Genomic DNA, 26,589 nt, shown 5'->3' on the forward strand with positions numbered 1-26,589 from the left:
CCACGTTGATCCGCTTGATCGACCCTTCGGACGGTCCCGCACTGGCCGAGTTGCTCCTCCGGGACAGGCAGGCGTACGCCCGCTGGCTGCCCGCCAGGCCCGAGGAGTTCTATGCGCCCGGCGGGCAGGCCACGGTCATCGCGTCCCTGCTGGAGTCCCACCGCAAGGGGCTCGCCTGGCCCGGCGTCGTGGTCTCCGCCGGGGCCGTCATCGGCCAGATCACCATCAGCTCCATCCTGCGCGGCCCGTTCCAGAAGGGGTTCCTCGGCTACTGGATCTCCTCCCGCCACCAAGGGCTCGGGCACACGAGCCGTGCCGTCGGCCTGGCACTGCGGATCGCCGAGGACGAGCTGAACCTGCACCGCCTGGAGGCACACACCCAACTGGAGAACCTCGCCTCCCAGGCAATCCTCCGCAAGCACGGATTCCGGTCCTGGGGCATCGCCCACGAGCACTTCTACGCCGACGGCGCGTGGCGCGACGAGGTGTTCTGGGAACGCGGACTGAACGGCGGGCGCACAGCCCAGGGGGCGTCGGCACCGTAGCGTCGGCCGCCGCCCGGGCCGGGCCCACTGGCCGGGCGGCGCCCTCCGACCGGAGGTGATTCCGAGAGTCCGGTCCTCTACCGGGGGGACCGGTCGCCAGTGGGCCCGCCTCCCGCACGATCTGCCGCCGAAGACCGCGACGCACTACTGTTTCGCGGCCTCTGCGCGACGACGGGACCGACCGGGTCATCCGTGAGCTCCTGTGCCGCCAGGTCCGCGACAGGGCCCGCCGATGGGAGGACCCGGCCCTGGTGGTGCTGGACCCGCAGAGCGTCCGCGTGGCCGCCGGGGTCCCCGCACGACCGGCCGGGACCCGGCGCAGCGGGCGCCCGGTCGCAGACGGGCCCTGGCCGTGGACGTGTTGGGCCCGGTCATCGCCGCCGTCGTCGTCCTGGCCGCGCACCCGCACGACGACGCCGCGGGCATCGCCCTGCCGGACCAGGTCGCGGCGCACGCCGGCGGCACCGTCCGCAAGGCCCTGGTCGACCAGTGCTTCACGAAGCAGGTCGCCGCGCACGGCGCCGGCCCGGGCATCGACGTCGAGATCGTCGAACGCAACCGGCCGGTGCTGGTGGTCGCGGACCGGACGCCGGTGCAGCACCAGAATCCCGCAGGTTGAAGCGGTAGCCCTCACCCCAACCTCGACTCGAACCGGACATCAACCCTCGAACCGCCCGCTCGGAGGTCGGATCCGGAGCAGGACCGCGTCCACGCCTCCGACAGCGGCGGGACGACATCCACCGTCCTGTCCACAGGGCGACCCCGGGCGCGGTGCGGCGGGGAAGTACGCGCCGCGGCCCGGGGTCGGGCGGCCGGGAGGTGCTCCCCCGGCCGCGCCGCTCCGCCGGTCGGTACGGGAGTCCGGCGGGAACGGGTTCATGAGGGGCGGTCGGCCTCCGGGATCGGTGAGTGGTGGGTTCGGGTCGCGCACCGCGGTCGGCGCGAGGCCCCGGCCGGAAGCGGCCGGGACCTCGGCATGACGGAGGCTCAGGAGGCGGGCATCAGGACGGTGTCGACGATGTGGACGGTGGCGTTGGCGGTCTGCACGTTGCCGCACAGGACCTTGGAGTTGCCGTTGACGGTGAAGTCCGGCTCGGAGCCGGTGGCCGTGAGGCTTCCGCCCTCCAGGGTCTTGTGGGTGCCGGCCAGCGAGCTCGGGGCGAGGCGCCCGGGAGTGACGTGGTAGGTGAGGACCGCGGTGAGCTTGGCCTTGTCGGCGAGCAGCGCGTCCAGGTCGGCCTTCGGGATCTTGGCGAAGGCGTCGTTGGTGGGTGCGAAGACCGTGATGTTCTGTGCGGAGTTGAGGGTGTCGACCAGGCCGGCCTGCTTGACGGCGGCCACCAGGGTGGACAGCAGCGGGTTGTTCGAAGCGGCGGTGGCGACCGGGTCCTGCGCCATGCCGTTGAACGAACCGGCACCGTTCTTGGGGACGGCGGCGCAGGCCGCGCCGAAGGGCTGGTCGGCCGGCACTGCCGCGGGCACGGCGTTGCCGGGCATCGCCGCGGAGGTCGACGCCGAGGCCGAGGTGGAGCTGGGGCTGTTCCCGGTGCTGCACGCGCCCAGGGTGAGCGCGAGCGTCCCGGCGGCGAGCAGGGCGGTGAAGGTGCGACGGGTGCGGGTGTTCGCGGACATGGCGGGGTTCTCCTCGGTGTTCGGGTGGGGTGAAGCGGTACGGGGGAAAGCAGGACGAAAGGGTCAGGTGACGGTGACGACGGTGCTGTGCCAGCCCGTCGCGCCCGCGGGGAAGGGCGTGGCGCGTTGCTCGGGCTGCACGGCGCCGGCGGCGTCGGTGGCGCGCACCTCGATGCGGTGGGCACCGGGGGGCGCGTCGGCCCAGCGGTACGACCACTGTCGCCACAGGTCGGGCCCGGCGTCGAACGCCAACTCGGCCTGCCGCCAAGGGCCTTGATCGATGCGGACCTCGACGGCGGCGATGCCGCGGTGGGTGGCCCAGGCAGTGCCGGCAATGTCGACGTTCCCGGCGCGGACCTTCGCGAAGGGGGCGGGAACGTCGATCCGGGAGGCGGTGCGGACGGTTCCGGTGCGGTCCCAGCCGCGCTGCACCCAGTACGGGTCGAAGGCGGCGAAGGTGGTGACCTCCAGGTCGACCAGCCACTTCGTGGCGGAGGTGTAGCCGTAGAAACCGGGCACCACGCTGCGGCACGGGAAGCCGTGCGCCAGCGGCAGCGCCTCTCCGTTCATGGCGACGGCCAGCAGCGCGCGGCGGCCGTCGAGGACGGACTCCAGCGGCGTGCCGATGGTCATGCCGTCCTGCGAGCGCCCGACCAACTGGTCCGCCCCGGAGCGGACTCCGGCCCGGCGCAGCAGCGTGGGCAGGGAGGCGCCGAGCCAGCGGGTAGTGCCGAGGTAGGGGCCGCCGACCTCGTTGGAGACGCAGGACAGGGTGTGGTCGAGCTCCTCCAGCGGTTCGCGCAGGAGTTGGTCGAAGGTGATCAGCTGCGGCCGGTCGACGAGGCCGTGGATGCGCAGCGCCCAGTCGCGGGGGTCGATCCGGGGCAGGGTGAGCGCGGTGTCGACGCGGTAGAAGTCGCCGTTCGGGGTGGTGAACGGGGACAGGCCCGGGATGTTCGGGTGGACGGACGGCGGCGGTGGCGGTGCCGGCGGGACGGCCGGCGCCGGGAGGCGGACGGCGTCGCGGGCGGCGGTGACGTCGAGCCGGCGGTCCGTCAGGATCCGTCCGGCGGTCCCGGCGAGCGCGCCTGCGGTGAAGGTCGCGGCGGTCGCGGCCAGCACCGTCCGGCGGCTCGTCACCGCCGGTGCCGGTCCGGGCAGGGCGCCTTCCTGCTCCGGTTCCGGCTGCGGTCCGGGGAGCGCGGGCGACGTCCGACGCCACGACCGGGCCAGGAGCAGGAGGGTGGCCGCGCCGACCAGTCCGGCGGCCGCCGACGGGGCGCAGTCCGCCGCGTGCGCACCGGGACGCGACAGTGCGGCCCAGGCCCCGAGGCCGCCGAACGCCCCGAGCACGGCGGCTCCGGCGAGCGGTCGACGTGCCGCCAGCAGTCCGGCGAGAGCGGCGAGCAGCGCCATCGTCAGGTGGATCCCGTCCAGCAGCACCGCCTTGTCGCGGGCGCCGAAGGTGCGGACCGCGTACTCCTTCAGCGGCGTCGGCGTCAGGTCGATCGCCGCCGACCCCACCGCGATCACCGGTGTGCTCGGCGCGCCCGTCGCGTAGGCGGCCATGGCGCCTGTGCCGAGCGCCGCCGTCGCCGCCGCCAGCCCGGTCGCGGCTGCACCGGCCGTCCGGAGCAGCCGGTGGCCGGGCCGTGGGGGCGAAGGAGTGGGTTCGTTGCTCACATCCCCGGTTCGGGGCCTCTTCCGGGCCGGATTGGTCGGACGTCCCGACCCACCCGATCGAGTGACTGCGGGCATCGCGGGGACCGGGCGTCCGGCGGCCGGCCGAAGTCACCGGTGCCACTGCGGCTCCGATCGTCTGTTCGTCTTCTGCCGTCCCGACGGTCAGAACGCTGCGGAACCGGTGGCTTTCCGGTTCGCGGAGCGACCAATCCGTGCACCGCACGGCGCCGAACTGCACGTGCGAGCAGGTACGCGATTACCTGTCGCACGAGTGACTGCCACACGAGCCGCCGAGCGCGGCCGTTCGACGGAAGGCGTCCATGTCGCACACCGCCTCGGAAGCACGCTCCGACCGATGCCCCGGGACCTCCGCGTGGTGAGCGCGGTCGTCCACCTGCCCGACCCCGGCCGTCGCGGGCCCGACCTCCAGGAGTTGATCGGCCGGATCGCCCTCGGCGACCAGGACGCCTTCTCACGGCTGTACGACGCCGTGGCCGGGCCGGTGCTCGGCCTGGTGCGACGGGTGCTGCGCGATCCCGCGCAGTCCGAGGAGGTCGCCCAGGAGGTGCTGCTGGAGGTGTGGCGCACGGCCGCCCGCTACCGGCCCGAGCACGGGAACGTCATGCCCTGGGTGATGGCCATCGCCCACCACCGTGCCGTCGACCGCGTCCGGTCCGCCCAGGCGGCCGCCGACCGCGACCGGCGGGCCGCGGCCGCCGCCCACACGACGGCCTTCGACGAGGTCGCCGAACAGGTGGAGGGCCGGCTCGAACGCGAACAGGTCCGCCGCTGCCTCAAGACGCTGACCGAACTCCAACGGGAGTCCCTGACCCTCGCCTACTACAACGGCTACACCTATCCGCAGGTCGCCGACGTGCTCGGCGCCCCGCTCGGCACCGTGAAGACCCGCATGCGCGACGCGCTGATCCGCATGCGCGACTGCCTGGGAGTGGGTACATGAACGCCACCGCCGACCTGCACACCCTCACCGGCGCCTACGCCGCCCACGCCCTCGACGACACCGAACGGGCCGCCTTCGAACGCCATTTGGCGCGCTGCCCGTCCTGCACGCAGGAGGTCGCCGAGTTCGCCGCCACCCTCGCCAGGCTCGGCGCCGCCGAGGCCGTCACCGCGCCGCCCCCGCTCAAGGACCGGGTCATGGCGGCCCTGCCCGTCACCCGGCAGGACGCCCCGCAGGTCGCCTCCGCCACCGGTCTCCGCCCGGGCGGCCGACTGTCCCGGCACCGGCGGGCATGGGCCCTCGCCGCGTGCCTGGCCGTCGCCGTCGGCTCCGGCGTGATCGCCGTCCAGCAGCACCGGGAGGGCGAGCGGGCCCGAACGGCAGCAGCGGCGGCCGGGCATCAGCGGGCCGCCCTCACGGCACTCCTCACCGCTCCGGACGCCCGCCTCGCCACCGGCCCCGTGACCGGCGGCGGAACCGGCGCCACGGTGTGGTCGCCCGCGCTCGGCCGGGCCGGGTTCTGGGCCTCCGGCCTGCCCGCCCTCCCCGCCGACCGCGTCTACCAGCTCTGGTTCGACGACGCCGGCACCATGCGCCCGGCCGGGCTGCTTCCCGCCGACGGCGTGCTCGTCCTGGCCGGCCCCGTCAACGCCGCGTCCGGGGTCGGCGTCACCGAGGAACCGGCGGGCGGCTCCCCGCACCCCACCGGCAGCCCCCTCCTCCTGCTGCCCCTCGCCTGACCCGCCGTCGAACACTCCGCTTCCGCACGGGTCGCCGTCGGCAGTGCGGGAGTCCGACGTCTCAGCGCGTGGGCTCGGTCAGGAACAGCGTGTTGAGGGTGGCGTAGTCGAATCCGCCCCCCCAGCGTGGTCGTCGTGCCCTTCTCCAGCAGTTCACGGGCTGCCCGGTGGATCAGGCCGTACGCCGCCTCGGCGATGGAGGATCCCGCGCTGATGCGGGCAGCTCCCGCCTCGGCGAGTTCGGACACGGGCACTGCGCCGGGGTCGGCCAGGACGTTCACCGGCAGGGCGCCCGGACGGCCGGGCCTCCCGCAACCTGGCCGCCCGCCCCGAGCTGGTGGTCAACGTGCCGGGTCCGGGGCTGTGGCGGCAGGTGGAGCTGCTCGGCGGCACCACGGGGCGGGCGGACGCGGCGCACTTCGTCCGCGACAAGTTCGGGCACGCGGGGCTGACGGCGCAGCCCGCGGAGCTGGTCGCGCCGCCCCGGGTCGTCGAGTGCCCGCTCCAACTGGAGGCCCGGGTGGCTGACCTGCGGGCGGACGCGACCGGCGAGTTCCTGGTGGCCGAGGTGCAGGTGCTGCGGGTGCACGCGGCCGAATCGATCACCGTGCCCGGCACCGACTACGTCGAGCCGGCCGCGTGGAGCCCGTTGGTGTACAACTTCCGGCACTACTTCGGGCTGGGCCCGGAGCTCGGCCACTCGTCCCGCAGCCGCACACCGCGCACCGCCTGACGACCGCTCGGCCCTGAACGCGGCCGGACGGCTCAGCGCCCGGCCGCGCGGGCCTGCTCGTCGGCCGCCCACAGGTGGCGGATGTGGCCGAGGTGGCGGGTCATGCACTCCTCGGCGGCCTTGGCGTCGCCGGTGAGCAGCACGTCCAGCAGTTCGAGGTGCTCCTCGGCGGAGGAGACCAGCTCGCCGCGCTGGTCGAGCCGGTTGAGGCCGTACAGGCGGGAGCGCTTGCGCAGGTCGCCGACGGTCTCCACCAGGCGGGCGTTGCCCGCAAGGGCGAGCAGGTCGAGGTGGAACTGGCGGTCGGCCTCCAGGTAGCCGATCAGGTCGTGCTTGCGGGCGGCCGCGACGATCGCCTCGGCCTGCGGGCGCAGCGCCTCCAGCTGTTCGGCGGCGGCGGTGCGGGCGACCCGGCCGACGGTCGGGACCTCGATCAGCGCGCGGATCTCGGTGAACTCGTCGAGGTCGCGGTCGCTGAGCTCGGTGACCCGGAAGCCCTTGTTGCGGACGGCCTCGACCAGGCCCTCGCGGGCCAGGTCGAGCATCGCCTCCCGGACGGGGGTGGCGGAGACCCCGAAGTCGGCGGCCAGCGCCGGCGCCGAGTAGACCACGCCCGGGCGCAGCTCACCGGAGATCAGGGCGGCGCGCAGGGCGTGGGCGACCTGGTCGCGCAGCCTCTCCTGGACGGAGATGAGGTTGCGGGGCTTCAGGTCGGACATGGCGGTTCCTCCGGGGGTTCAGCAGAACCCCAGCGGGGTTTCAGCAGAGCCCCATTGTACAATGTCACGTTGCGGAGAGTGAATGACTTGATCCGCTTCCGCTCGACCGGCTCTCGGAGTACTGCGCCGCCGCCACCGCCAGATCCTGCCAGGCCATGCCGACGCTCTTGAAGAACCTCGGCCGATCATGGCGGACAACGGCCCTGCCGGTCACCAGTTCCGACAGATTGACCAGGATTTCCTCCGCCGCCCCCGCCATCAGCAGGTCTCCGGCCTCCCGCCGGGCCACCGCCCGCGCCTCCACGAACAGGTCGGCGCGGCCCACCAGTTGTTCGTCCACCTCGCGGGCGTCCGGCTCGTGCGAGCCGACCGCCGCGACCACCGCGCCGTCCGGCACCAGCCGCCCGTCGAACAGCGGGGTGCGCGCCGTGGTGCAGCACACCACCAGGTCCGCCTTCGCCACCGCGTCCGCACCACCGACCGCCGCGGCCAGGCCCAACCCCTCCGCGTACCGGACGAGTTCGGCCGCCGGGCCGGGCCGGCGGGCCACCACCGTCACCCGCTCCAGCGGCAGCACCGCACGCAGCGCCGCCACGTGCCCGAACGCCTGCGGGCCCGCGCCGAACACCACCAGGTGCGCCGCGTCCGGCCCCGCGAGCGCGCGCAGCGCGAGCGCCGTGACGGCGGGCGTGCGCAGCGCGGTGAGCGCCGCCCCGTCCAGCAGGGCCAGCGGCTGCAGGGTCGGCCCGTCCAGCAGCAGGTAGCTGCCGGTGATCCGGGGCAGCCCGGCCGCCGGGTTGGCGGGCGCCACGCCCGCGATCTTCACACCCGCGAACGCGCCCGTGGCGGCGGGCATCAGCAGCAACTCCCCCGCCGGCACGGGCACCGCCGACCGCTGCGGGCAGCGCTCCACGTCCAGCCCGTCCAGCAGGGTGCGCTCCAGCGCCTCGACGGCCGCCGGGTGGCCGAGCGTCAACTCCAGGCTCTCGATCACAGCAGGAACCCCGCGCCGAGGGTGTCGTCGCTGTCCAGCACGAACCGGTGCTCGCCGGTGCGGTGCGCGGCGCCGGTGACTTCGGTGACCACGCCGTCCGGCCGCCGTTCGCGGACCCGGCCGGTGAACACCGTGCCGATGATCGAGTCGTGCCGCAGGCTCTGCTCCGGCCGGAGCGCGCCCTCGTCGGCGAGCAGCGCCAGCCGGGCGGAGGTGCCGGACCCGCACGGCGAACGGTCGATCTGGCCGTCCGCGAACACCGTGACGTTCCGCTGGTAAGGCCCCGACGGCGTGTCGGGCAGTTCGTCGTACAGGATGACGCCGTAGACGCCGTCCCGGTACTCCGCCAGCGCCGGATGCCCCTCCAGCGCGGCCCTGATCTCCCGCCCGGCGGCGGTCAGTTCGGGCAGCTGCTCGGGGACGACGGCCAGGCCGAGCGCGGACGCCGGGAGCGAGGCGTAGACCGCGCCGGAGTGCGCCAGATCGACCGCCGACGGCCCGCGGGAGGTGTCCAGTTCGACCTTCCTCGCGAGCACCCGGGTCGGCACGTTGCGGAACGTCACGGCCGTGGTGCGACCGCCGCGCCGATGCACCGTCGCGCTCACCCGCCCGGACGGCACGTCGATCCGCACCAACGCCGTCCCGTCCTCGGGCGCCGCGACCCGGCCGGTGTCCACCGCCCACGCCCCGAGCGCCATCGTCCCGTGCCCGCACGCCGTCGAGTACCCGTCCTTGTGCCAGAACAGCACTCCGAAGTCCGCCTCGTCGTCGTCCGCGGGGACGACGAACCCCCCGTACATCCCCGCGTGGCCCCGCGGCTCCCGGGTCAGCAACCGCCGCACGTCGTCCAACGCACTGCGCCGGGGCGAGGTCGCCGTCCCACCCGCCCCGATCGCGATCGCCCGCCGCTCGGCGACGCTGTCCCCGGGCACCGGCGGCAGGCCTCCGGTGACGATCCGGAACGGCTCACCGGCTGTGTGGTAGTCGGTAGTGGTGATGTTCATTCAGTACTCCACGAAGGAACGCACGCTGACAGAGGGAGAGTAAGGACAGCCCGCCGGGCCGAGGCGGCCACGGCCCGAAGCCCAGCGGCTGACGACGGGTCGGACGGACCCGCCGGTGGACCGAGCACCTGCGACGAGACCCGCCGACGAAACAGAACGCTGAACGGGTCGGCGCGGCAGGACCGCACCCCGGCCGACCCCGCACGGACGCGAGCTGCCGCCACGAGGCCGGCCCCGCACCCGCCGACACACGACGCTGCCCGGCACCGGCCCGCCGGCGGAACGCACGACGCCCCGACACGGACCGGACGCCCGGAGTCGGACCGGACCGGGTCGGACCGGGTCGGCGGCCGACCGAACGCGCCTCCGACCCGACCCGACACCGCCGCGCGCCGCGACCGCCCCGGCAGGCAGCGGCCGCGCGAGCGCCTCGCACGGCACCCGCACCACGCGCCCCCGACTGCCCGCCCCCGCCCCGGCCGACGGCGCCCGCGCCCGACCGCCGGAGGCGCCTCGCACCGCCGCCGGCCCCGTTCCTCAGTACGTCTCGGTCGGCAGCACGCTGACGGTCCGCGAGGCCGTGTAGAAGTCCAGCACCGCCTGGCCCTGCTCGCGGGAGCCGTACGACGCGGCCTTCGCACCGCCGAACGGCAGGTGGTAGTCCACGCCGCTGGAGGGCGCGTTGATGCGGATCATGCCCGCGTCCAGCCGGTCCGCGGCGGCCAGGGCGACGTCCAGGCTGCGCGAGTGGACGGAGGTGGAGAGGCTGTGGCGGGTGTCGTTGGCCAGGGCGATCGCCTCGTCCAGGTCGGCGGCGGGCAGCAGCACCGCCACGGGGCCGAAGAACTCCTCGCTCGCCAGCGGGTGTGCGGCCGGGACGCCCTCCAGCAGCGTCGGCTCCAGGTACCAGCCGTCCCGGTCCGCGGCCCGGACGCCGCCGGTCAGCACGGTCGCGCCGGCCGTCCGCGCGCTGTCGATCGCCTCGGTGAGGCGGGTCAGCGCCTGGGCGTTGATCACCGGGCCGCAGGCGGTGGTCGCCAGCGCCGGGTCGGCGGCGGCGAGCTGGGCGAGCGCCTTGGCCAGCGCCTCCGCGAGCGGCTCGTACGCGTCGCCGACCGCGATCACCCGGCTGGTCGCCGTGCACTTCTGGCCCGCGTAGCCGGCGATCGCCGAGGCCAGGTGCGCAGCCGCCTGCGCGATGTCGGCGTCGGGGAGCACCAGTGCGGCGTTCAGGCCGCCCATCTCGGCCTGCACGGGGACGCCCCGGCCGGCGGCCGCCGCGACCACCTGCCGGCCGACGGCGGTCGAGCCGGTGAAGGACACCACGTCGGTGCCGGCGACCAGGGCCGCACCCTCCTCGCCGCCGCCGGGGACCACCGTCAGAACGCCGTCCGGCAGTCCGGCCAGCTCGGCGAGGCGCAGCGCGCACGCCGTCGCCTCGGGGGCGGGCTTGAGCACCACGGTGTTGCCGACGGCCAGCGCGGGCGCGGCCTTCCAGGTCGGGATCGCCAGCGGGAAGTTCCACGGCGTCACCAGCCCGGCGACGCCGTACGGCCGACGCCGGGTCAGCAGCAGGCCCTGCCCGGCGGCCGGCTCGTGCAGCTCGCCGGCCGCGGCGAACGGCGCCTGCGCGTAGTAGCGCCAGATCGCGACCGTCCGCGCCACCTCGCCGCGCGCCTCCGCGACCGGCTTGCCGACCTCGCGCACCGTCAGCGCGACCAGTTCGTCGGCCGCCGCCTCCACGGCCGTCGCGGCCCGGCCGAGCGCCGCCGACCGGCCCGCCGCGCCGAGCGCCCACCACTCCCGCTGCGCGACCCGCGCCCGCGCGATCGCCTCCTCGACTCCGGCGGCCCCCGCGGAGGGCGCGGAGACGACCAGGTCGCCGGGGTCGGCGGGGTTGTACGAGTCGACAGTGGTCACGATCGAAACACCTTTCGTTGCAAGAAATTCGGGGCCCGCCCGGCCGGGGACGCCCAACGGGCGGAACGGAAGGACGGGCCGGCCGCCGACCTGTTCCTTCCGCAGGACGCGGCCGTCCATGCCGCACGGACCGGACGCCGCCCACCGCATGCCGTGTGCCGCGCGCCCCCCGTCACGCGCGGCGCCCCGGCTACAGCAGGAACCCGGCCGGGAACGGGTCCGTCGGGTCGAGGAAGTACTGCGCCGTCCCCGTCACCCAGGCCCGGCCGGTGACGGTCGGCACCACGGCGGGCAGGCCGGCCACCGTGGTCTCCTCCACCAGGCGACCCACGAACGTGGTGCCGAGGAAGGAGTCGTTGCGGAAGTCCACGCCGAGCGCCAGCTCGCCCCGCGCGTGCAGCTGGGCCATCCGCGCCGAGGTGCCCGTCCCGCACGGGGAGCGGTCGAACCAGCCGGGGTGGATGGCCATCGCGTGCCGGGAGTGGACGGCGTCGGAGCCGGGCGCGAGCAGCTGGACGTGGTGGCAGCTGTGGATGGACGGGTTCTCGGGGTGCACGGGGCGGTGCTCCTCCGAGGCGTTGATCGCGTCCATCATGGCCAGCCCGGCCGCCAGGATGTCGTCCTTGCGCTCCCGCTCGAACGGCAGCCCGAACTGCTCCAGCGGCAGGATCGCGTAGTAGTTGCCGCCGTACGCCAGGTCGTACGTCACCGAGCCGTACCCGGGCACGTCGAGCTTGCGGTCGAGCTCGACCGAGAACGAGGCGACGTTGCGGATGGTGACGCCGACGGCCGCGCCGCCGCGCACCTGGACGTCCGCGACCACCAGCCCGGCGGGGGTGTCGAGGCGGACGGTGGTGACGGGTTCGACCACCGGGACCATGCCGGTCTCGACCAGGACGGTGGCGACGCCGATGGTGCCGTGGCCGCACATCGGCAGCAGGCCCGACACCTCGATGTAGAGCACGCCGAAGTCGGCGTCCGGCCGGGTGGGCGGCTGCAGGATCGCCCCGCTCATCGCGGCGTGGCCGCGCGGCTCGTACATCAGCAGCGTGCGGAAGTGGTCCAGGTGCTGCTGGAAGTGGGTGCGCCGCTCGGCCATGGTGGCGCCGGGGATGGTGCCGAAGCCGCCGGTGATCACCCGGGTGGGCATGCCCTCGGTGTGCGAGTCGACGGCGTGGAAGACGTGGCGGGTCCGCATCGCGGGTCCTCTCCTGACGGCTGGTGGTCCGGCCCGGACCGGCGCCCCCGAGGTCGCCGGTCCGGGTCGGGGCATGGGGCGGGCTCTACTTGTGGCCCTCGGCGAGCGCCTTCTCGGTCGCGGCGCGCACCGCGGCGTCGATCTCCGAGCCCAGCGGCAGTCGCGGGGCGCGGGTGGGGCCGCCGGTGCGGCCGGCCAGGTCCATGGAGAGCTTGATGGCCTGGACGAACTCGGTCTTGGAGTCCCAACGCAGCAGCGAGTGCAGCGACTTGTACAGCGGCAGCGCGGTGGCCAGGTCGCCGGCCACGGCGGCGTGGTACAGCTCGGCGCTGGTGGCGGGCAGCGCGTTCGGGTAGCCGGCGATCCAGCCGACCGCGCCGGCGATCGCGAGCTCCAGCAGGACGTCGTCGGCGCCGATCAGCAGGTCGAGGCCGGGGGCGAGTTCGGCGATCTCGTAGGCGCGGCGGACGTCGCCGGAGAACTCCTTGACGGCGACGATGTGCCCGGCCGTGTGCAGGTCGGCGAGCAGCGCGGGGACGAGGTCGACCTTGGTGTCGATCGGGTTGTTGTAGGCGACGATCGGCACCCCGGCCTTGGCGACCTCGGCGTAGTGGGCGCGGACGGCGTCGTGGTCGGCGCGGTAGGCGTTCGGCGGGAGCAGCAGCACCGAGCCGGCCCCGGCCTCGGCGGCCTGCTCGGCCCAGCGGCGGGACTCGGCGCTGCCGTAGGCGGCGACGCCCGGCATCACGCGCGCACCGTCGCCGGCGGCCTCGACGGCGGTGGTGACCACCTTGGCGCGCTCTTCGGGGGTGAGGGTCTGGTACTCGCCGAGCGAGCCGTTGGGGACGACGCCGTCGCAGCCGTTGTCGAGCAGCCAGCGGACGTGGTCGGCGTAGGCGTCGTAGTCGACGCTGCGGTCCTCGCGGAACGGCAGGGTGGTGGCGACCATGATGCCGCGCCAGGGGCGGGCGGAGTCGTGGGCGGTGCGAGTCACGGGGATCTCCCTCGATATGATGTGTGACATTTTATAAGTGGTCGACGGGGGCGCACAAGGCCCCACTCGGCTCTACTCGGAGAGCCCCGTCGTCCCGTCCTGCTGTGCCAGTTGGGCCAGCGGAACGGGGCAGGACAGCGGCCGGCTGTCGGGCCGGCCGACCGGGCCGCCGGACAGGCAGGCCACCGCGGGCCCGCACATCCGGCCCTGGCACCAGCCCATGCCGGCCCGGGTGAGCAGTTTGACGGTCCGCGCGTCGGCCGCGCCGAGCTCGGTGACCGCCTCCCGGACGGCCCGCGCCGGGACTTCCTCGCACCGGCAGACGTCGGTGTCGTCGGTCACCCAGCCCGTCCAGTCCGGCCCGGGCGCGTGCGCGGCCGCCATCAGCGCGGCGAACGCCCGCCGCCGCCGGCGCACCGTCAACTCCCGTGCGGGAGCAGGCTTTCCGGCCGCCGAGTGGGCGGCGAGCACCCCCTCGGCGAGCGCCAGGTCCGCGCCGCCGACGCCGCAGGTCTCCCCCGCCGCCCACAGCCCGGGCACGCTGGTGCGCTGCTGGGCGTCCACCTGCAGCGCGGCCGTGCCGTCGGCGGTGGTGACGGTGTCCGCGCCGAGCTCGACGGCCAAGTCGATCTGCGGGACGAGTCCGTGGCCGACGGCGAGCGCGTCGCAGTCGATCCGCCGCTCGGTGCCGGGCACCGGCTTCCACCGGGCGTCCAGCCGGGCCACGGTGACGCCGGTGATCCGGTCCGCGCCGTGCGCCTCGACGACGGCGGAGCGACGGCGCAGCCGCACCCCGTGCCGCAGCAGCCGGGCCGCGTGCTCGGCGCCCTCGGCGAGCTTCGCCGCGTTCCCGGCCAGCACCGGCAGCCCCCGGGCGTACCCGAGGTAGGCGGTCGCCTCCACGATCGCGGGAATCCGCGCCCCGGCGGCGGCCAGCGAGGACGCGGCGGCCAGCAGCAGCGGGCCGCTGCCCGCCACCACGATCCGCCGCCCCGGCAGCACCAGCCCCGACTTCAGCATCGCCTGCGCCCCACCGGCGGTCACCACGCCGGGCAACGTCCAACCGGGGAACGGCAGTTGACGCTCGTACGCGCCGGTGGCCAGCAGCAGGCACCGGGCCGTGACGGTGGCCCGGTCGGCGGCCTCCGGCCCGCGGGTCGCGTGCAGGATCCAGTCCTCGCCGCGCTCCGCCGCCCACACGTGGTGCCCGGCCAGGTGGTCGACCAGCGGGGCCGCCGCCAGGCGCTCCCGCAGCTCGGCGAACGTCCGCCACCCGTGGTGCAGCTTCTCCGGCCGCGCCGCACCGAGCTCGGGCGCAGGGTGCCGGTAGTACTGCCCGCCGAGCCCCGCGCCCGCGTCCACCAGCGCGACCCGCAGCCCGAGCCCGGCGGCCGCGTCGGCGGCGGCCAACCCGGCCGGCCCCGCGCCGATCACGGCGAGGTCGTACCGCACCTGCTCAGACCTCGAGTTCACCATGTCCGTGCCCTTCCTGGGTGGTGACGGCGTCGCCGTGCTCGGCGGTCAGCAGGCACAGCCGCTGATTGGGACGCCCGTTGACGGTCGCCAGGCAGTCGAAGCACTGTCCGATCCCGCAGAACGCGCCCCGCGGCCGTCCGCCCACCCGGGTCGTCCGCCACGCCACCACCCCGTCGGCCCACAACGCCGCCGCCAACGTCTGCCCGGGCAGCGCGGACACCGGCCGCCCGTCGAACAGAATCGTCCGCGCGGGGCCGGGCTCGGCCCCCACCAACTCGAGCGGATCCACGCTCACACCTCCCTGACACCGTTGACCTGCCACACCGGCCGCACCACCGGACCACCGGCACCCGCGCGCGAGCGCCGCCGGCCCGCTCACCTACTCCGCACCGGAACCCGAACCCTCGGCCGTCCCGTCGAACCGCTCCGGCCGGAACGGAGCCAGCTCGAACTCCACTGCCTCACCCACCAGTTGACGGGCGATCAGCAACCCCGTCGCCGGCGCGAGCCCGATGCCCGCGCCCTCGTGGCCGCACGCGTGGTACAGGCCGGGCACCCGGACGTCGTGGCCGATCGCGGGCAGGTGGTCGGGCAGGTACGGGCGGAAGCCCCGGTACGCGCGCTGCACGGCGACCGTGCGCAGGACCGGGAACAGGGCGACGGCCTGCGCGGCCAGCCGGTGCAGCACCTCGGGGCGCAGCGTCCGGTCGAAGCCGACCCGCTCCCGGCTGGCGCCGATCAGCACCGGCCCGGCGGGCGTGCCCTCGACGACCGCGGAGGACTGCAGGTCCGCGGAGCCGGAGGCCACGTCGGCGACGTAGTCGGCGGCGTAGACCTTGCGGCGGACGAGTCGCGGCAGCGGCTCGGTGACCAGCACGAAGCCGCGCCGCGGCAGCACCGGCAGCCGCACTCCGGCCAGCTCGGCCACCGCGCCGCCCCAGGTGCCGGCGGCGTTGACGACGGCGGGCGCGGCCAGCTCCCGGCGCTCGGTGACCACGCCGCTGATCGCGCCGTCGGGCCCGCGCCGCAGCGCGGTGACGGCCTCGCCCAGGTACCGCTCGGCGCCGGAGGCGCGCAGCAGGTGGGCGGCGGCGAGCGCGGGCTGGACCTGCGCGTCCTGCGGGTAGAGCACGCCGCCGGGCAGGTCCTCCGCGAGGTGCGGCTCCAGTTCGCGCAGCGAGTCCGCGGCGACCGGGACGGCCTGCACCCCGACCGTCCGCTGCTTCGCGGCGAAGCCGTTCAGGGCGTCCAGTCCGGCGGGCGCGGAGGCGACCACCAGGCCGCCCTTGGGCTCGTACTCGACGCGGTCGCCGAACTCCTCGGCGAGCTCCCGCCACAGCGTGGTGGAGAGCAGCGCGAGGTCGAGTTCGGGGCCGGGTTCCTTGTCGGAGACCAGCAGGTTGCCCTCGCCGGCGCCGGTGGTGCCGCCGGCCACCGGCCCGCGGTCGACCACGGCGACCCGCAGTCCGGCCCGGGCCGCGTAGTAGGCGCAGGCGGCGCCGACCACGCCGGCGCCGACCACCACGACGTCGTAGGAGGTTCGCTTCAGCACGTCAGTAATATGTCACATGTTCAGAAGCATCGACAAGCCCCCCACCAGCCCAAATCCCCGGGGCGACCGACCCGGGAACGCCGAACGGCCCCGGACCGTCGGGTCCGGGGCCGTTCGGGACGGCGATCCTCGCGGATCAGGTGATGTCGTCGATCTGGTCCCGGCGCGCGGCCGTCACCGGGGCCGGGGCCTGCACCGCCTCCGAGTCCTCGATGGCGTCCACCGTCAGGTCGACCTCGGACGCCTGCTCGTCGTCGAGCAGCGCATCCGGGTTGCGGGCCGCCTTGCGCTTGTCGTTGAGCAGCGCGATGCCGGCGGCCAGGAAGTACAGCACCCAGATCGGGGCGGCCAGCGCCAGCATCGACAGCGGGTCGGTGGACGGGGTGGCGAAGGCCGCGAACACCGTGATGCCCATCACGAAGCCGCGCCACCAGCCCATCAGCCGCTTGCCGGAGAGGATGCCGATCAGGTTGAGCATCACCAGGAACAGCGGCAGTTCGAAGCCCAGGCCGAACACCAGCACCATGCGGGTGATCAGGTCGAGGTAGGTCTCGACCGGAACGATCGCCTTGATGTCGTCCCCGGAGAAGCTGAGCAGCATCTCGGAGGTCGCCGGCATGACCAGGTAGGCGAGCACCACGCCGGCCAGGAACAGCGGGGTGCCCAGCACCAGGAAGGACAGCGAGTAGCGCTTCTCGTGCCGGTGCAGGCCGGGCGCCACGAACTTCCACAGCTGGTACAGCCAGATCGGAGTGGCGCCCACCACACCGGCCGTGAGGCTGACCTTCAACGCGATGGTGAACGGCGTGGTCAGACCGATGGTGGAGATCTCCGCGCAGTGCTTCACCCCGGCGGGCGGGTGCCCGTCCGGGAGGCACTTCGGCAGCGGCTGGGTCAGGAAGTGCACCAGGTCGCGCTGGTAGAACGCGGCGACGATCGTGATCACGATGATCGCCAGCACCGACTTGACCAGCCGGTTGCGCAGCTCGCGCAGATGGTCGGCCAGCGCCATCCGCCCCTCAGGGTCCTTGGGCGCTTTGGTCGTCTTGCTCAACCCGGTCCTCGAATCGTGCGCTCGTCGGTGGTGGTCGGAGTGGTACGGGCAGCCCTACGGTTCAGGCGGCCCGGTCGGTACGGGAGGCGCCCGGAGCGGACTTGACCACCCGCTCCGGCTCGGCGACGGCGGCCGCGGACTGCGCGGCAGGGGCCTGGGCCCCGGCCGCGAACTCGCCGCGCAGCGCCTTGCCCTCGCTCTTGAGGATCCGCAGGGACCGCCCGATCCCCCGCGCCACGTCGGGCAGCCGCTTGCCGCCGAACAGCAGCACGGCGAACACCACGACGACCAGCAGCGAGGCGGGTGACAGGATCCGCATCGGAGCACCGCCTTCCTTGTCCGGGAGGTCCGGGAGACCCGGGAGGTCCGGGAGGCAGAGCTCCCCCTGCGGGCGATGGTAGCCGCTCGGGGTGTCGCGGCGGGAACCCGGTCCCCAACGTTCGGCGACCGGGCCCGCGCGGTCAGTTCTTGTCCGCGGCCCGCTGCAGCGCGGCGACCGCCCCGTCCACCTCGCGGGTCAGCGCCCGAGCGTCCAGCCAGAGCCGGACGGCGAGCACGCCGAGCACCAGCAGGCCCGCGGTGGACAGCAGGACGGCGCCGACCAGGGTCCAGTTCATGTGCGTGCGGCCCTTCCTATCCGTCCACCGGCAGCAGCCGCATGGTGTGCACGCCGGCCGCGGTGAGCGCGGCGACGATCCGCTCCCCGGCGATCTTGCGGACGGACGCTCCGCAGGCCGGGCAGGTGAAGCTGTAGAAGGTGCGTTCCCGGCTGGCGCCGAGCGCCAGCCGGAACTCGGGGGCCGGGAGCTCGACCTTCTCCCGGCACTGCGAGCAGTACACCTTGAATCTGGTGCCCTCGGTCACGTGGTTCGGACCTGTCCGTCCCGGTAGTGCTCCAGCGCGGCCAGGGCGGCGGTGCGGGCCTGTTCGGCGAGCTGCGGCGGCTTGGTGATCCGGCCGTCCCGGCCGAGCCGCAGGGCGAGCGTGCGCAGGCCGGACGGCTCGGCGGAGCGCAGGGTGATCCGCAGGCCGCCGTCGGGGAGTTCCTCGGCGCTGTCGTGGGTGTAGTACTCGGCGACCCAGCGGCCGCCGGGACCGACCTCGACCACCACCTCGGGGTCGTCGGCGGCGGGCGCCACCAGGCCCGCGGACAGGTCGCGGGGCTGCATCCGGGGCGGGTTGGCGGGCTCGTCGAGGACCTTGATCTCGGCGATCCGGTCGAGCCGGAAGGTCCGCCGGTCCTCGGAGGTGCGGCACCAGCCCTCCAGGTAGGTGTGGCCCTCGGTGACCAGCCGGATCGGGTCGACCTCGCGCTCGGTGAGCTCGCCGCGGCCGTGCGACCAGTAGCGCAGCCAGATCAGCCGGCCCTCGCTGAGCGCCCGGTCGATGTCCGCGAAGACGGTGCCCTCGGCCTCGAAGGTGACGCCGATCCGGGCCGCGGACTCGGCGCTCTCGCCGGCCGCGTCCTCGATCTTGGCGACGGCCCGGGTGAGCGCCTGCCGGTCGCGCTCGCGCAGCCCGGGCAGGCCGGCCACGGCGCGGGCGGCGACCAGCAGCGCGGTCGCCTCGTCGGCGGCCAGCCGCAGCGGCTGGGCGACGTCGTCCACGTTGTGCCACCAGATCCGCTCGCCGTCGGTGTCGATGTCGAGCAGGTCGCCGCCGCGGAAGGACGTGCCGCACATCGGCAGCACGTTGAGGTCGCCGATCAGTTCGCGCTCGGTGATCCCGAACGCCCGGGCCACCTCGGCGACCTCGGCCCCGGGGCGTTCGCGCAGGTACGTGACCAGCGACAGCATCCGCCGCGTCTGGTCGATGGCATTGCTCACGACTGAACCTCCGCGAGACCGGCGACGGCGCGCAGCCGGTCGATGACGTCGGCCCGCAGGTCCTCGGGGCCGATCACGATGACGTCGGGGCCGTACTCGGCGAGGTCGGCGCCCAGGCCGTTGCCGTACGGGATGTCCAGCTCGTCCCGGTCGGCGTCCACCGGCCGGGTGTCCAGGGCGCGCTGGCGCAGCGGGTAGGCCGCGCCGCGGCGGACCTGCACCACGGCGGTGGCCGTCGCGCCCTCGCCGGCGAACCGGGCGACCACGGCGCGCACGTCGACGTGCTCGGGGACGTCGCCGGTGAACGCGCCGGCCCGGGAGCGGACCTTGCCGGTGATCCGGGACAGCCGGAACACCCGGGCGGAGCCGCGGTCGCGGTCCCAGCCCGCCAGGTACCAGTGGCCGCGCCAGCACTCCAGCGCCCACGGCTCGACCGAGCGGGGCTCGGCGGTCGCGGCGCCGGCCTTGCGGTACTCGAAGGTGACCGGCCGCCGGTCGCGGGCGGCGACCAGCAGCGGCTCGAACGCCGCCTCCCGGCCGGGGATCCGCGGCTCCAGCGCGCCGTGCTCGCGCTCCTCGGCGAACGGGACGCCGGCGGCCCGCAGCTTCTGCAGGGCGCCGCTGGCCGCGCCGGACATCTTGGCCTGCTGCCAGACCCGGGCGGCGAGGGTGAGCGCGGCGGCCTCCTCGGCGTCCAGGGCGATCTCGGGGAGGCGGTTGCGGTCGCGGCGGGCCAGGTAGCCCACTTCGCCGTCGAGCGCGTTCTCGTCCACGTCGATGACCAGGCCGAGTTCGCGCAGGTCGTCCTTGTCGCGCTCGAACATCCGGTTGAAGGCGTCCTCTGAGCCCTGTTGCCAGGCCTCTCTGTACGCCTCGACGGATTCGCGCAGCTCTTTCTTGGAGAGCGGACGCCGGGTGTTCATCAGGCACAGGGCGAGGTTCATCAGCCGCTCTGCCTTGGCGATCGCCATCGCTGACCTTTCCTCCGATCGGGGGTGACCCGCCTGACCGTACCGGTACGGACACGCTGGGCGAAAGCCGAACCCCCGGCTCCGAGCGGAACCGGGGGTTCGGTGGTGCGTCCGAGGTCAGACGCCCAGCAGGTCCACCACGAAGATCAGGGTGGAGCCGGCCGGGATCAGCGGGCTCGGGGACTGGTTGCCGTACGCCAGGTGCGGCGGGATGACCAGCTCGCGGCGGCCGCCGACGCGCATGCCCTCGACGCCCTGGTCCCAGCCCTTGATGACGCGGCCCTTGCCCAGCGGGAAGCGGAAGGTCTGGCCGCGGTTCCAGGAGGCGTCGAACTCCTCGCCGGAGGCGAAGGTGACACCGACGTAGTGGACCTCGACGTTCGCTCCGGCCTTGGCCTCGGCGCCGTCGCCGACCACGATGTCGCGAATCTGGAGCTCGCTCGGGGCGTCGCCGCCCGGGAAGTCGATCTCCGGCTTGGTCAGGCTCACTGTTGCTCTTCTCGTTCGGTTGCGTGAACGCTGCTCATCCTAGACAAACGCGGCGGACGATCAGTCCTCGCCGCCGACGCCGGCGTCCAGGATGTCGATCACGAACACCAGCGTGGAGTTGGCCGGGATCGAGCCGCTGGCCTGGTCCTTGTAGGCCAGCGAGGCCGGAATGACCAGTTCGATGCGGCTGCCGATGTTCTGGCCGACGACGCCCTTGTCCCAGCCCTCGATGACGCTGCCGGCGCCGGTGGCGAAGGTGTACGCCTGGTTGCGGTCGAGCGAGGAGTCGAACTTCTTGCCGTCCTTGTACAGCGCGCCGGTGTACTGGACGACGACCTTCTCGCCGGTCTCGACCTTGCGGCCCTTGCCCTGGATCAGGACGTGCGACTTCAGCTCCGTCGGGTCCGGGACGCCGGGGACGGGGGTGATGTCGAACGGCTTCTTGCCGTTGTCCTTGACCTGCGGCATGTCGGCCGGCGGCGCGGTCATCTCGCCGCTGAGCACCGCGTCGGGCGCGGTGGCCTGCCGGATGTCGAGCACGAAGACCAGGCTGTCGGTGGCGGCGATGCCCAGCTGGCTGTTGCCCTGCGCGCCGAACGCGGCGGCCGGCGGGGCGACCACCAGCACCCGGCTGCCGGCCTTGTGGCCGGCGACGGCCTTGTCCAGCGCGGGGATCAGCTTGCCGGAGTCGGCCTGGAACAGCTGGGGCTTCCCGGCCTTCTCGTCGTACGAGCCGGGGATCTCCTTGCCGGTGTTCCAGTCCAGCGCGGTGTAGTCGATGGACACCCAGTTGCCCTTTTCGACCTTGGGGCCGCTGCCCGCGGACAGCTCCTTGACCACGAAGGTGCCGTCCGGCTTGTCCTGCGGCACGGTGATGGTCGCCTTGGAGCCGAAGTCGCCGGTCACCGTGGGCAGCGCCTTGGCGTTGTCCTTGATCGGCGGCACCGGATCCTGGCTGGGCGTGTCGGTGGCGGCGGGCTTCGCGTCGGACTTCGCGGCGGGCTTGCCGCTGTCCTTGTTGACCTCGTACATGGTGATCGCGGAGCCGATCAGCAGCACCGCCAGCACCGTGCCGAGGATCGCGCCGAGGCGGCCCGAGCTGCCCGGGTCCTCGGCGTAGCCGGCCTCCGACTGGTCGACCTTGCGCTGCGTGGAGGCGAAGACCTGCGGCGCCTCGCCGCTCCCGGCCGCGGGGCCCGGTGCCGGGCTGGCCGGCGGGGCCCAGCCGGCCTGGGTCAGCATCTCGGCGGGGACGACGATCGACTCGCGGTCTCCCGGCCGCAGCTGCCCGGTGTTGTCGGCCTCGTCCGGGCTCGACAGCTTCTCAGACATGACTCCCCATTCATCTCGCCCGACGACGCGTGTACCACTGGTGCGGGGCAGCAGTATGTCAGGTCGGCATGAGAGCCGGTCAGTCCGGTACTGGCCCCGCTGTCAGGTGTCGGTCAGACAGCTTCCAGGATGTCGATCACGAACACCAGGGTGGAGTTCGCCGGGATCGACCCGCTGGCCTTGTCCCCGTAGCCCAGCGACGGCGGGACGACCAGCATCACCCGGCTGCCGACGGTCTTGCCGACCAGGCCCTGGTCCCAGCCCTTGATCAGGCTGCCGGTGCCGACCTGCAGCGCCTGCGCCCCGCCGTGGTTCCACGAGGAGTCGAACTGCTTGCCGTCGGCCCACGTCACGCCGGTGTACTGGACCACCAGGGTCTGCCCGGACTTCACCTCGGGGCCGTCGCCCTTGATCAGCACGTACTGCTGCAGGTCGGCGGGCGGCTGCTCGCCGGCCGGAATGGTGATGGTGGGCGCGGCCTTGCCGTTGTCCTTGACCTGCGGGGCGTTCGCGGGCGGCTCGGTGACCGGCCCGGAGGCGGTGGAGTCCTGCGGCACCGACTGCATGATGTCGAGCACGAACACCACGGTGTCGTCCTTGCCGACGCCGAGCGCCGTCGAGCCCTGGGCGCCGAACCCGGCGGCCGGCGGGGCCACCACCACCAGCCGGCTGCCGACCTTCTTGCCCTCCACGCTCACGTCGAACGCCGGCACCAGCTGCCCGCTGCCCGCCTGGTACAGCTGCGGCTTGCCGCCGGAGTCGTAGGAACTGGTCAGGTCCTTGCCGCTGGTCCAGTCCTTGGCGGTGTAGTTGACGGTCACCCAGTCGTTCTTGTTGACCGTCGCCCCGGTGCCCTCGGTCTCGGTGCTCACCACGAACTGCCCGCTCGGCTGGCCGGCGGGCAGTGTGATCGTCGCCTTGGTGCCGAACTCCCCACTGATCGTGGGCATCGGCGAGGCGGAGGCCACCGGGCTCGGCACCTCCGCCGGGGAGGCCGCCGACGAGGGCGTCGCCCCGGCGGACTTGCCGGAGTCGCTGCCGCACGCGGTCAGCAGCACGGCGGCGAGGGGAACGGAGAGCAGGCAGGCGATTCGACGCATGAGCTCAGCGTATGGCCCGATTCGTCCGGTCCGTCGGAGGCACTCGGGCGCGCCCCCGACGGACCGTCACCGTCACATCCCCGCGATCAGCTTCTCCACCCGCTCGTCCACCGACCGGAACGGGTCCTTGCACAGCACGGTGCGCTGCGCCTGGTCGTTCAGCTTCAGGTGCACCCAGTCGACGGTGAAGTCGCGGCGCTGCTCCTGGGCGCGCCGGATGAAGTCGCCGCGCAGCCGGGCCCGGGTGGTCTGCGGGGGCACCGACTTGCCCTGGAAGGTCAGCAGGTCGTTGGTGACCCGCTGCGCCTGGCCGTTCTTCTGCAGCAGGTAGAACAGGCCGCGGCGGCGGTGGATGTCGTGGTAGGCGAGGTCGATCTGGGCGACCCGCGGGTTGGACATCGTCATCTGGTGCTTGGCGCGGTACTTCTCGATCAGCTGGTACTTCATGATCCAGTCGATCTCGGTGCCGACCTTGCCGAGGTCCTCGCTGCGCACCGCCTCCAGGGTGCGGCCCCACAGGTCGAGGACGCGGGCCACGGTGCCCTCGTTGAGTCCCTTGCGGTCGGCGAACTCCAGCGCCTTGGTGTAGTACTCCTCCTGGATCTCCAGGGCGCTGGCCTCCCGCCCGTTGGCGAGCCGGACCTGGTGGGTGCCCGTCAGGTCGTGGCTGACCTCGCGGATCGCCCGGATCGGGTTCTCCAGCGTCAGGTCGCGCATCACCACGCCGGCCTCGATCAGGCGCAGCACCAGGTCGGTGGCGCCGACCTTGAGCAGGGTGGTGGTCTCCGACATGTTGGAGTCGCCGACGATGACGTGCAGGCGGCGGTAGCGCTCGGCGTCGGCGTGCGGTTCGTCGCGGGTGTTGATGATCGGGCGGGAGCGGGTGGTGGCGGAGCTGACGCCCTCCCAGATGTGCTCGGCGCGCTGGCTGACGCAGTACACCGCGCCGCGCGGGGTCTGCAGCACCTTGCCGGCACCGCAGATCAGCTGACGCGTCACCAGGAACGGGATCAGCACGTCCGCCAGCCGGGAGAACTCGCCGTGCCGGGCGACCAGGTAGTTCTCGTGGCAGCCGTAGGAGTTGCCGGCGGAGTCGGTGTTGTTCTTGAAGAGGTAGACGTCGCCGGCGATGCCTTCCTCGTGCAGCCGCCGCTCGGCGTCCACCAGCAGCCCTTCGAGGATCCGCTCGCCGGACTTGTCGTGGGTGACCAGCTCGACCACGTCGTCGCACTCGGGGGTCGCGTACTCGGGGTGGGAGCCGACGTCGAGGTAGAGGCGGGCGCCGTTCTTCAGGAAGACGTTGCTGCTGCGGCCCCAGGAGACGACACGGCGGAAGAGGTAGCGGGCGACTTCGTCCGGCGACAGGCGGCGCTGGCCGCGGAAGGTGCAGGTGACGCCGTACTCGTTCTCGATCCCGAAAATTCGGCGGTCCATATGGCGACTCTTCTCTGTGGGAAGCTCCGTGAAACCCTTCGGTGCGGTGATGGATCGTCGGGCGGCCCGCCGGCAGGTGGCGGGTCGCGGGGCCCGTCCGGTCGGCCGGACGGGCCCCGACGCGGTCATTCGGTGGTGGTGCCCTCGTCCTCTTCGGTGGCGGCGCTCTCGTCGCCGCTGAGCAGCCGGGACAGCTGGCCGCCCAGGATGCGCTTGAACTTGCGCTGCTGGACCCGCTGGCGGTCGAGGACGGCGACCTCCAGCTGTTCGGGCGTCAGGGTGCGCGGGGTGCCGCCGTTGGGGTCGCGGGCGAGGCCGTCGACGGCGAGCTTGAGCGCCTCGGTGAGGCTCAGGCCGGCCCGGTGGCGCTGGCCGAGGTAGTTGCCGATGGAGTCGGCGTTGCCGCCGACCACGACGGCGTTCTTCTCGTCCACCACCGAGCCGTCGGGGGTGAGCCGGTAGATCTGGTCGTCGGCGTCGGTGCGGCCGACCTCGGCGACGATCAGCTCGACCTCGTAGGGCTTCTCCCCGACCGAGGAGAAGATGGTGCCCAGGGTCTGGGCGTACACGTTGGCCAGGCCGCGGGCGGTGACGTCGGCCCGGTCGTAGGAGTAGCCGCGCAGGTCGGCGTAGCGCACGCCGCCGATCCGCAGGTTCTCGAACTCGTTGTAGCGGCCGACCGCCGCGAACGCGATCTTGTCGTAGATCTCGGAGACCTTGTGCAGGGCGCGGGAGGTGTTCTCCGCGACGAAGACGATGCCGTCGGCGTAGGTGAGCACCACCACGCTGCGTCCGCGGGCGATGCCCTTGCGGGCGTACTCCGCGCGGTCCGCCATGGCCTGCTGGGGCGAGACGTAGAACGGCGTGGACACCGCCGGTCTCCCTTCGGGTGGTTGAGGCGGATTCAGAGCAGCGGGGCCTGCGGGCCGTTGGGGTGCTCGCGCCGCTGGTCGGTGATGGACACCGCGATCGCGGCGACCTCTTCCTCGCTGAGCCGGCGGAAGCCGTCCTCGGTGATCAGGGTGACGATCGGGAAGATCTTGCGGGCGAGGTCCGGGCCGCCGGTCGCCGAGTCGTCGTCGGCGGCGTCGTACAGCGCCTGGACGGTGAGGGTGGCGGCCTGCTCGCCGGTCATCCCGTCCCGGTAGAGCTTCTTCATCGCGCCGCGGGCGAACACCGAGCCGGAGCCGGTGGCGGCGAAGCCCGCCCGCTCCTCGGAGCGGCCGCCGGTGACGTCGTAGGTGAAGATCCGGCCGCGGCCGAGGTCGAGGTCGTAGCCCGCGAAGACCGGGACGACCGCGAGGCCCTGCATGGCCATCGCCAGGTTGGACCGGATCATCGTGGTGAGCCGGTTGGCCTTGCCCTCGAAGGAGAGCACGGTGCCCTCGATCTTCTCGTAGTGCTCCAGCTCCAGCTGGAACAGGCGCACCATCTCGATGGCGAGGCCGGCGGTGCCGGCGATGCCGACCGCGCTGTACTCGTCGGCCGGGAAGACCTTCTCCATGTCGCGCTGGGCGATGACGTTGCCCATGGTGGCCCGGCGGTCGCCGGCCAGCACCACGCCGCCGTCGAAGACCGCGGACACGATGGTGGTGCCGTGCGGCGCCTCGATCGTCAGGCCCTCGGGCAACTGGCGCCGCCCCGGGAGCAGCTGCGGCGCGTGGCTGTCGAGGAAGTCGAGGAACGAGGAGGAACCGGGGGTGAGGAAGGCAGCCGGTAGACGCCCGGTGCCACTGAGGTTGGCTTCCACACGTGTCCTTCCAGATCGAAGATCCAAAGTTGGAGTTGTGCCCCGGACCCTACCCGCTCCGGGAGCCGGATCCACGTTTTCGGTGCCCTGCGGCAGAGAAGGCGAGGCCGCAGGCGCGCTCAGGGCACACCTGCGGCGCTCGCCGTGCTCTTTTCCGATGGAAAGGGGTTTGCCCCCTCTCACTCGCCGCCCTTCTGCACGAATCCGCGCACGAAATCCTCGGCGTTGGATTCCAGCACTTCGTCGATTTCGTCGAGTACCGCGTCGACGTCGTCGCTGAGCTTTTCCTGACGCTCCTTGAGGTCGTCCGAGGCCTGGGTTTCCGCGGCCTGCTCCTCGACCTCCTCGGAGGAGCGGCTGGCCCGCTGCTGGCCGCCGCCGGTGTCCTTCTCCGCCATTTTCCTCACCCCGCTCGCTCGGTGTTCCCGTAACAACGCTCGCTGCTCACCCGAATGATTCCCCGTCCGGGAATGTTCACCCGT

28 protein-coding genes and 2 pseudogenes are annotated in these 26,589 nt (G+C 73.5%); 5 read left to right on the forward strand and 25 right to left on the reverse strand.

All coding sequences use genetic code 11. The annotated features are described in order from the left end of the window. The first annotated feature begins 14 nt into the window (after nucleotides 1–14). A complete protein-coding gene (locus tag CG736_RS03885) occupies nucleotides 15–545 on the forward strand; it encodes a GNAT family N-acetyltransferase (RefSeq protein WP_157815396.1) in 531 nt (176 codons plus the stop codon). Between the two features lie 88 nt (nucleotides 546–633). Next, nucleotides 634–1,104, forward strand: a pseudogene (locus CG736_RS38830) (IS5/IS1182 family transposase); the annotation flags it as partial. Between the two features lie 428 nt (nucleotides 1,105–1,532). Here CG736_RS38830 and CG736_RS03895 read toward each other — a convergent pair. Both CG736_RS03895 and CG736_RS03900 read right to left on the reverse strand, forming a co-directional pair. Next, a complete protein-coding gene (locus tag CG736_RS03895; RefSeq protein WP_100584691.1) occupies nucleotides 1,533–2,177 on the reverse strand; it encodes a fasciclin domain-containing protein in 645 nt (214 codons plus the stop codon). Nucleotides 2,178–2,240: 63 nt separating this feature from the next. Continuing rightward, a complete protein-coding gene (locus CG736_RS03900) occupies nucleotides 2,241–3,860 on the reverse strand; it encodes a molybdopterin-dependent oxidoreductase (RefSeq protein WP_232733766.1) in 1,620 nt (539 codons plus the stop codon). 355 nt (nucleotides 3,861–4,215) lie between these two features. Here CG736_RS03900 and sigK point away from each other — a divergent pair, with 355 nt between their 5' ends. Next, complete coding sequence (sigK, locus tag CG736_RS03905) at nucleotides 4,216–4,821, forward strand: ECF RNA polymerase sigma factor SigK (RefSeq protein WP_100584693.1); 606 nt, start codon at nucleotides 4,216–4,218, stop codon at nucleotides 4,819–4,821. Beyond that, on the forward strand, nucleotides 4,818–5,561 hold the full coding sequence (locus CG736_RS03910) for an anti-sigma factor domain-containing protein (protein WP_100584694.1): 744 nt from the start codon (nucleotides 4,818–4,820) through the stop codon (nucleotides 5,559–5,561). Before sigK ends, CG736_RS03910 begins: the two co-directional genes overlap by 4 nt. Nucleotides 5,562–5,767: 206 nt before the next feature. On the opposite strand, the pseudogene CG736_RS38835 reads toward CG736_RS03910, so the two are convergent. Further along, nucleotides 5,768–5,842, reverse strand: a pseudogene (locus CG736_RS38835) (hypothetical protein); the annotation flags it as partial. A gap of 65 nt (nucleotides 5,843–5,907) precedes the next feature. Here CG736_RS38835 and CG736_RS03920 point away from each other — a divergent pair. Beyond that, complete coding sequence (locus CG736_RS03920; RefSeq protein WP_232733767.1) at nucleotides 5,908–6,294, forward strand: hypothetical protein; 387 nt, start codon at nucleotides 5,908–5,910, stop codon at nucleotides 6,292–6,294. Nucleotides 6,295–6,326: 32 nt separating this feature from the next. Here the strand turns inward: CG736_RS03920 and CG736_RS03925 are convergent, their stop codons facing one another. The 22 genes from CG736_RS03925 to CG736_RS04025 all read right to left on the reverse strand — a co-directional run bounded on the left by CG736_RS03925 (nucleotide 6,327) and on the right by CG736_RS04025 (nucleotide 26,505). Next, the gene (locus CG736_RS03925; protein ID WP_100584696.1) at nucleotides 6,327–7,013 is read right to left on the reverse strand and encodes a GntR family transcriptional regulator; all 687 of its coding nucleotides are present in this window, start codon (nucleotides 7,011–7,013) and stop codon (nucleotides 6,327–6,329) included. Between the two features lie 64 nt (nucleotides 7,014–7,077). Further along, entirely contained in the window at nucleotides 7,078–8,007 is a 930-nt protein-coding gene (locus CG736_RS03930; protein WP_100584697.1) for an ornithine cyclodeaminase family protein, read from the reverse strand. Beyond that, the gene (locus CG736_RS03935; RefSeq protein WP_100584698.1) at nucleotides 8,004–9,011 is read right to left on the reverse strand and encodes a proline racemase family protein; all 1,008 of its coding nucleotides are present in this window, start codon (nucleotides 9,009–9,011) and stop codon (nucleotides 8,004–8,006) included. Before CG736_RS03935 ends, CG736_RS03930 begins: the two co-directional genes overlap by 4 nt. Nucleotides 9,012–9,548: 537 nt before the next feature. Continuing rightward, the gene (locus tag CG736_RS03940) at nucleotides 9,549–10,931 is read right to left on the reverse strand and encodes an aldehyde dehydrogenase (RefSeq protein ID WP_232733768.1); all 1,383 of its coding nucleotides are present in this window, start codon (nucleotides 10,929–10,931) and stop codon (nucleotides 9,549–9,551) included. 190 nt (nucleotides 10,932–11,121) lie between these two features. Then, entirely contained in the window at nucleotides 11,122–12,129 is a 1,008-nt protein-coding gene (locus CG736_RS03945) for a proline racemase family protein (protein WP_100584700.1), read from the reverse strand. An 85-nt stretch (nucleotides 12,130–12,214) separates the two neighbouring features. Further along, on the reverse strand, nucleotides 12,215–13,078 hold the full coding sequence (locus CG736_RS03950; protein WP_369879865.1) for a dihydrodipicolinate synthase family protein: 864 nt from the start codon (nucleotides 13,076–13,078) through the stop codon (nucleotides 12,215–12,217). A 117-nt stretch (nucleotides 13,079–13,195) separates the two neighbouring features. Next, the gene (locus CG736_RS03955) at nucleotides 13,196–14,599 is read right to left on the reverse strand and encodes an NAD(P)/FAD-dependent oxidoreductase (RefSeq protein WP_100584702.1); all 1,404 of its coding nucleotides are present in this window, start codon (nucleotides 14,597–14,599) and stop codon (nucleotides 13,196–13,198) included. Next, nucleotides 14,580–14,888, reverse strand: a complete 309-nt coding sequence (locus tag CG736_RS03960) for a (2Fe-2S)-binding protein (RefSeq protein ID WP_369879809.1) — start codon at nucleotides 14,886–14,888, stop codon at nucleotides 14,580–14,582. The genes CG736_RS03955 and CG736_RS03960 overlap by 20 nt, the downstream gene beginning before the upstream one ends. Nucleotides 14,889–14,978: 90 nt before the next feature. Further along, entirely contained in the window at nucleotides 14,979–16,151 is a 1,173-nt protein-coding gene (locus tag CG736_RS03965; RefSeq protein ID WP_100584703.1) for an FAD-binding oxidoreductase, read from the reverse strand. Between the two features lie 136 nt (nucleotides 16,152–16,287). Continuing rightward, entirely contained in the window at nucleotides 16,288–17,163 is an 876-nt protein-coding gene (gene tatC, locus CG736_RS03970) for a twin-arginine translocase subunit TatC (protein ID WP_043911534.1), read from the reverse strand. A 103-nt stretch (nucleotides 17,164–17,266) separates the two neighbouring features. Next, nucleotides 17,267–17,524, reverse strand: coding sequence for a Sec-independent protein translocase subunit TatA (gene tatA / locus CG736_RS03975; RefSeq protein ID WP_100584704.1), 258 nt, complete (start codon nucleotides 17,522–17,524; stop codon nucleotides 17,267–17,269). A 142-nt stretch (nucleotides 17,525–17,666) separates the two neighbouring features. Continuing rightward, complete coding sequence (locus CG736_RS35905) at nucleotides 17,667–17,822, reverse strand: hypothetical protein (RefSeq protein WP_157815397.1); 156 nt, start codon at nucleotides 17,820–17,822, stop codon at nucleotides 17,667–17,669. A 16-nt stretch (nucleotides 17,823–17,838) separates the two neighbouring features. Beyond that, on the reverse strand, nucleotides 17,839–18,069 hold the full coding sequence (locus CG736_RS03980) for a hypothetical protein (RefSeq protein ID WP_043911529.1): 231 nt from the start codon (nucleotides 18,067–18,069) through the stop codon (nucleotides 17,839–17,841). After that, a complete protein-coding gene (locus tag CG736_RS03985) occupies nucleotides 18,066–19,001 on the reverse strand; it encodes a YafY family protein (protein WP_198520370.1) in 936 nt (311 codons plus the stop codon). Before CG736_RS03985 ends, CG736_RS03980 begins: the two co-directional genes overlap by 4 nt. Before the next feature lie 26 nt (nucleotides 19,002–19,027). Beyond that, nucleotides 19,028–20,002, reverse strand: coding sequence for a YafY family protein (locus CG736_RS03990; RefSeq protein WP_100584706.1), 975 nt, complete (start codon nucleotides 20,000–20,002; stop codon nucleotides 19,028–19,030). Nucleotides 20,003–20,119: 117 nt separating this feature from the next. After that, nucleotides 20,120–20,491: an FKBP-type peptidyl-prolyl cis-trans isomerase gene (locus CG736_RS03995; protein ID WP_100584707.1), complete on the reverse strand. Its 372-nt coding sequence runs from the start codon at nucleotides 20,489–20,491 to the stop codon at nucleotides 20,120–20,122. Between the two features lie 60 nt (nucleotides 20,492–20,551). Beyond that, on the reverse strand, nucleotides 20,552–21,823 hold the full coding sequence (locus CG736_RS04000; RefSeq protein ID WP_100584708.1) for an FKBP-type peptidyl-prolyl cis-trans isomerase: 1,272 nt from the start codon (nucleotides 21,821–21,823) through the stop codon (nucleotides 20,552–20,554). Nucleotides 21,824–21,936: 113 nt separating this feature from the next. Continuing rightward, nucleotides 21,937–22,923, reverse strand: coding sequence for an FKBP-type peptidyl-prolyl cis-trans isomerase (locus CG736_RS04005; RefSeq protein ID WP_100584709.1), 987 nt, complete (start codon nucleotides 22,921–22,923; stop codon nucleotides 21,937–21,939). Between the two features lie 72 nt (nucleotides 22,924–22,995). Continuing rightward, nucleotides 22,996–24,357, reverse strand: a complete 1,362-nt coding sequence (gene pafA / locus CG736_RS04010) for a Pup--protein ligase (RefSeq protein WP_100584710.1) — start codon at nucleotides 24,355–24,357, stop codon at nucleotides 22,996–22,998. A gap of 125 nt (nucleotides 24,358–24,482) precedes the next feature. Then, nucleotides 24,483–25,229, reverse strand: coding sequence for a proteasome subunit alpha (gene prcA, locus CG736_RS04015; protein ID WP_100584711.1), 747 nt, complete (start codon nucleotides 25,227–25,229; stop codon nucleotides 24,483–24,485). Nucleotides 25,230–25,261: 32 nt separating this feature from the next. Next, nucleotides 25,262–26,107 carry a proteasome subunit beta gene (gene prcB, locus CG736_RS04020; RefSeq protein WP_100584712.1) on the reverse strand — a complete coding sequence of 282 codons (846 nt, stop codon included), beginning with the start codon at nucleotides 26,105–26,107 and terminating at the stop codon, nucleotides 25,262–25,264. 179 nt (nucleotides 26,108–26,286) lie between these two features. Next, nucleotides 26,287–26,505 (reverse strand): ubiquitin-like protein Pup, encoded by a 219-nt coding sequence (locus tag CG736_RS04025; protein WP_035868822.1) that lies wholly within the window; start codon nucleotides 26,503–26,505, stop codon nucleotides 26,287–26,289. Nucleotides 26,506–26,589: the final 84 nt, after the last annotated feature.

The sequence above is a fragment of the Kitasatospora sp. CB02891 genome (assembly GCF_002803145.1).
Classification (GTDB): Bacteria; Actinomycetota; Actinomycetes; order Streptomycetales; family Streptomycetaceae; genus Kitasatospora; species Kitasatospora griseola.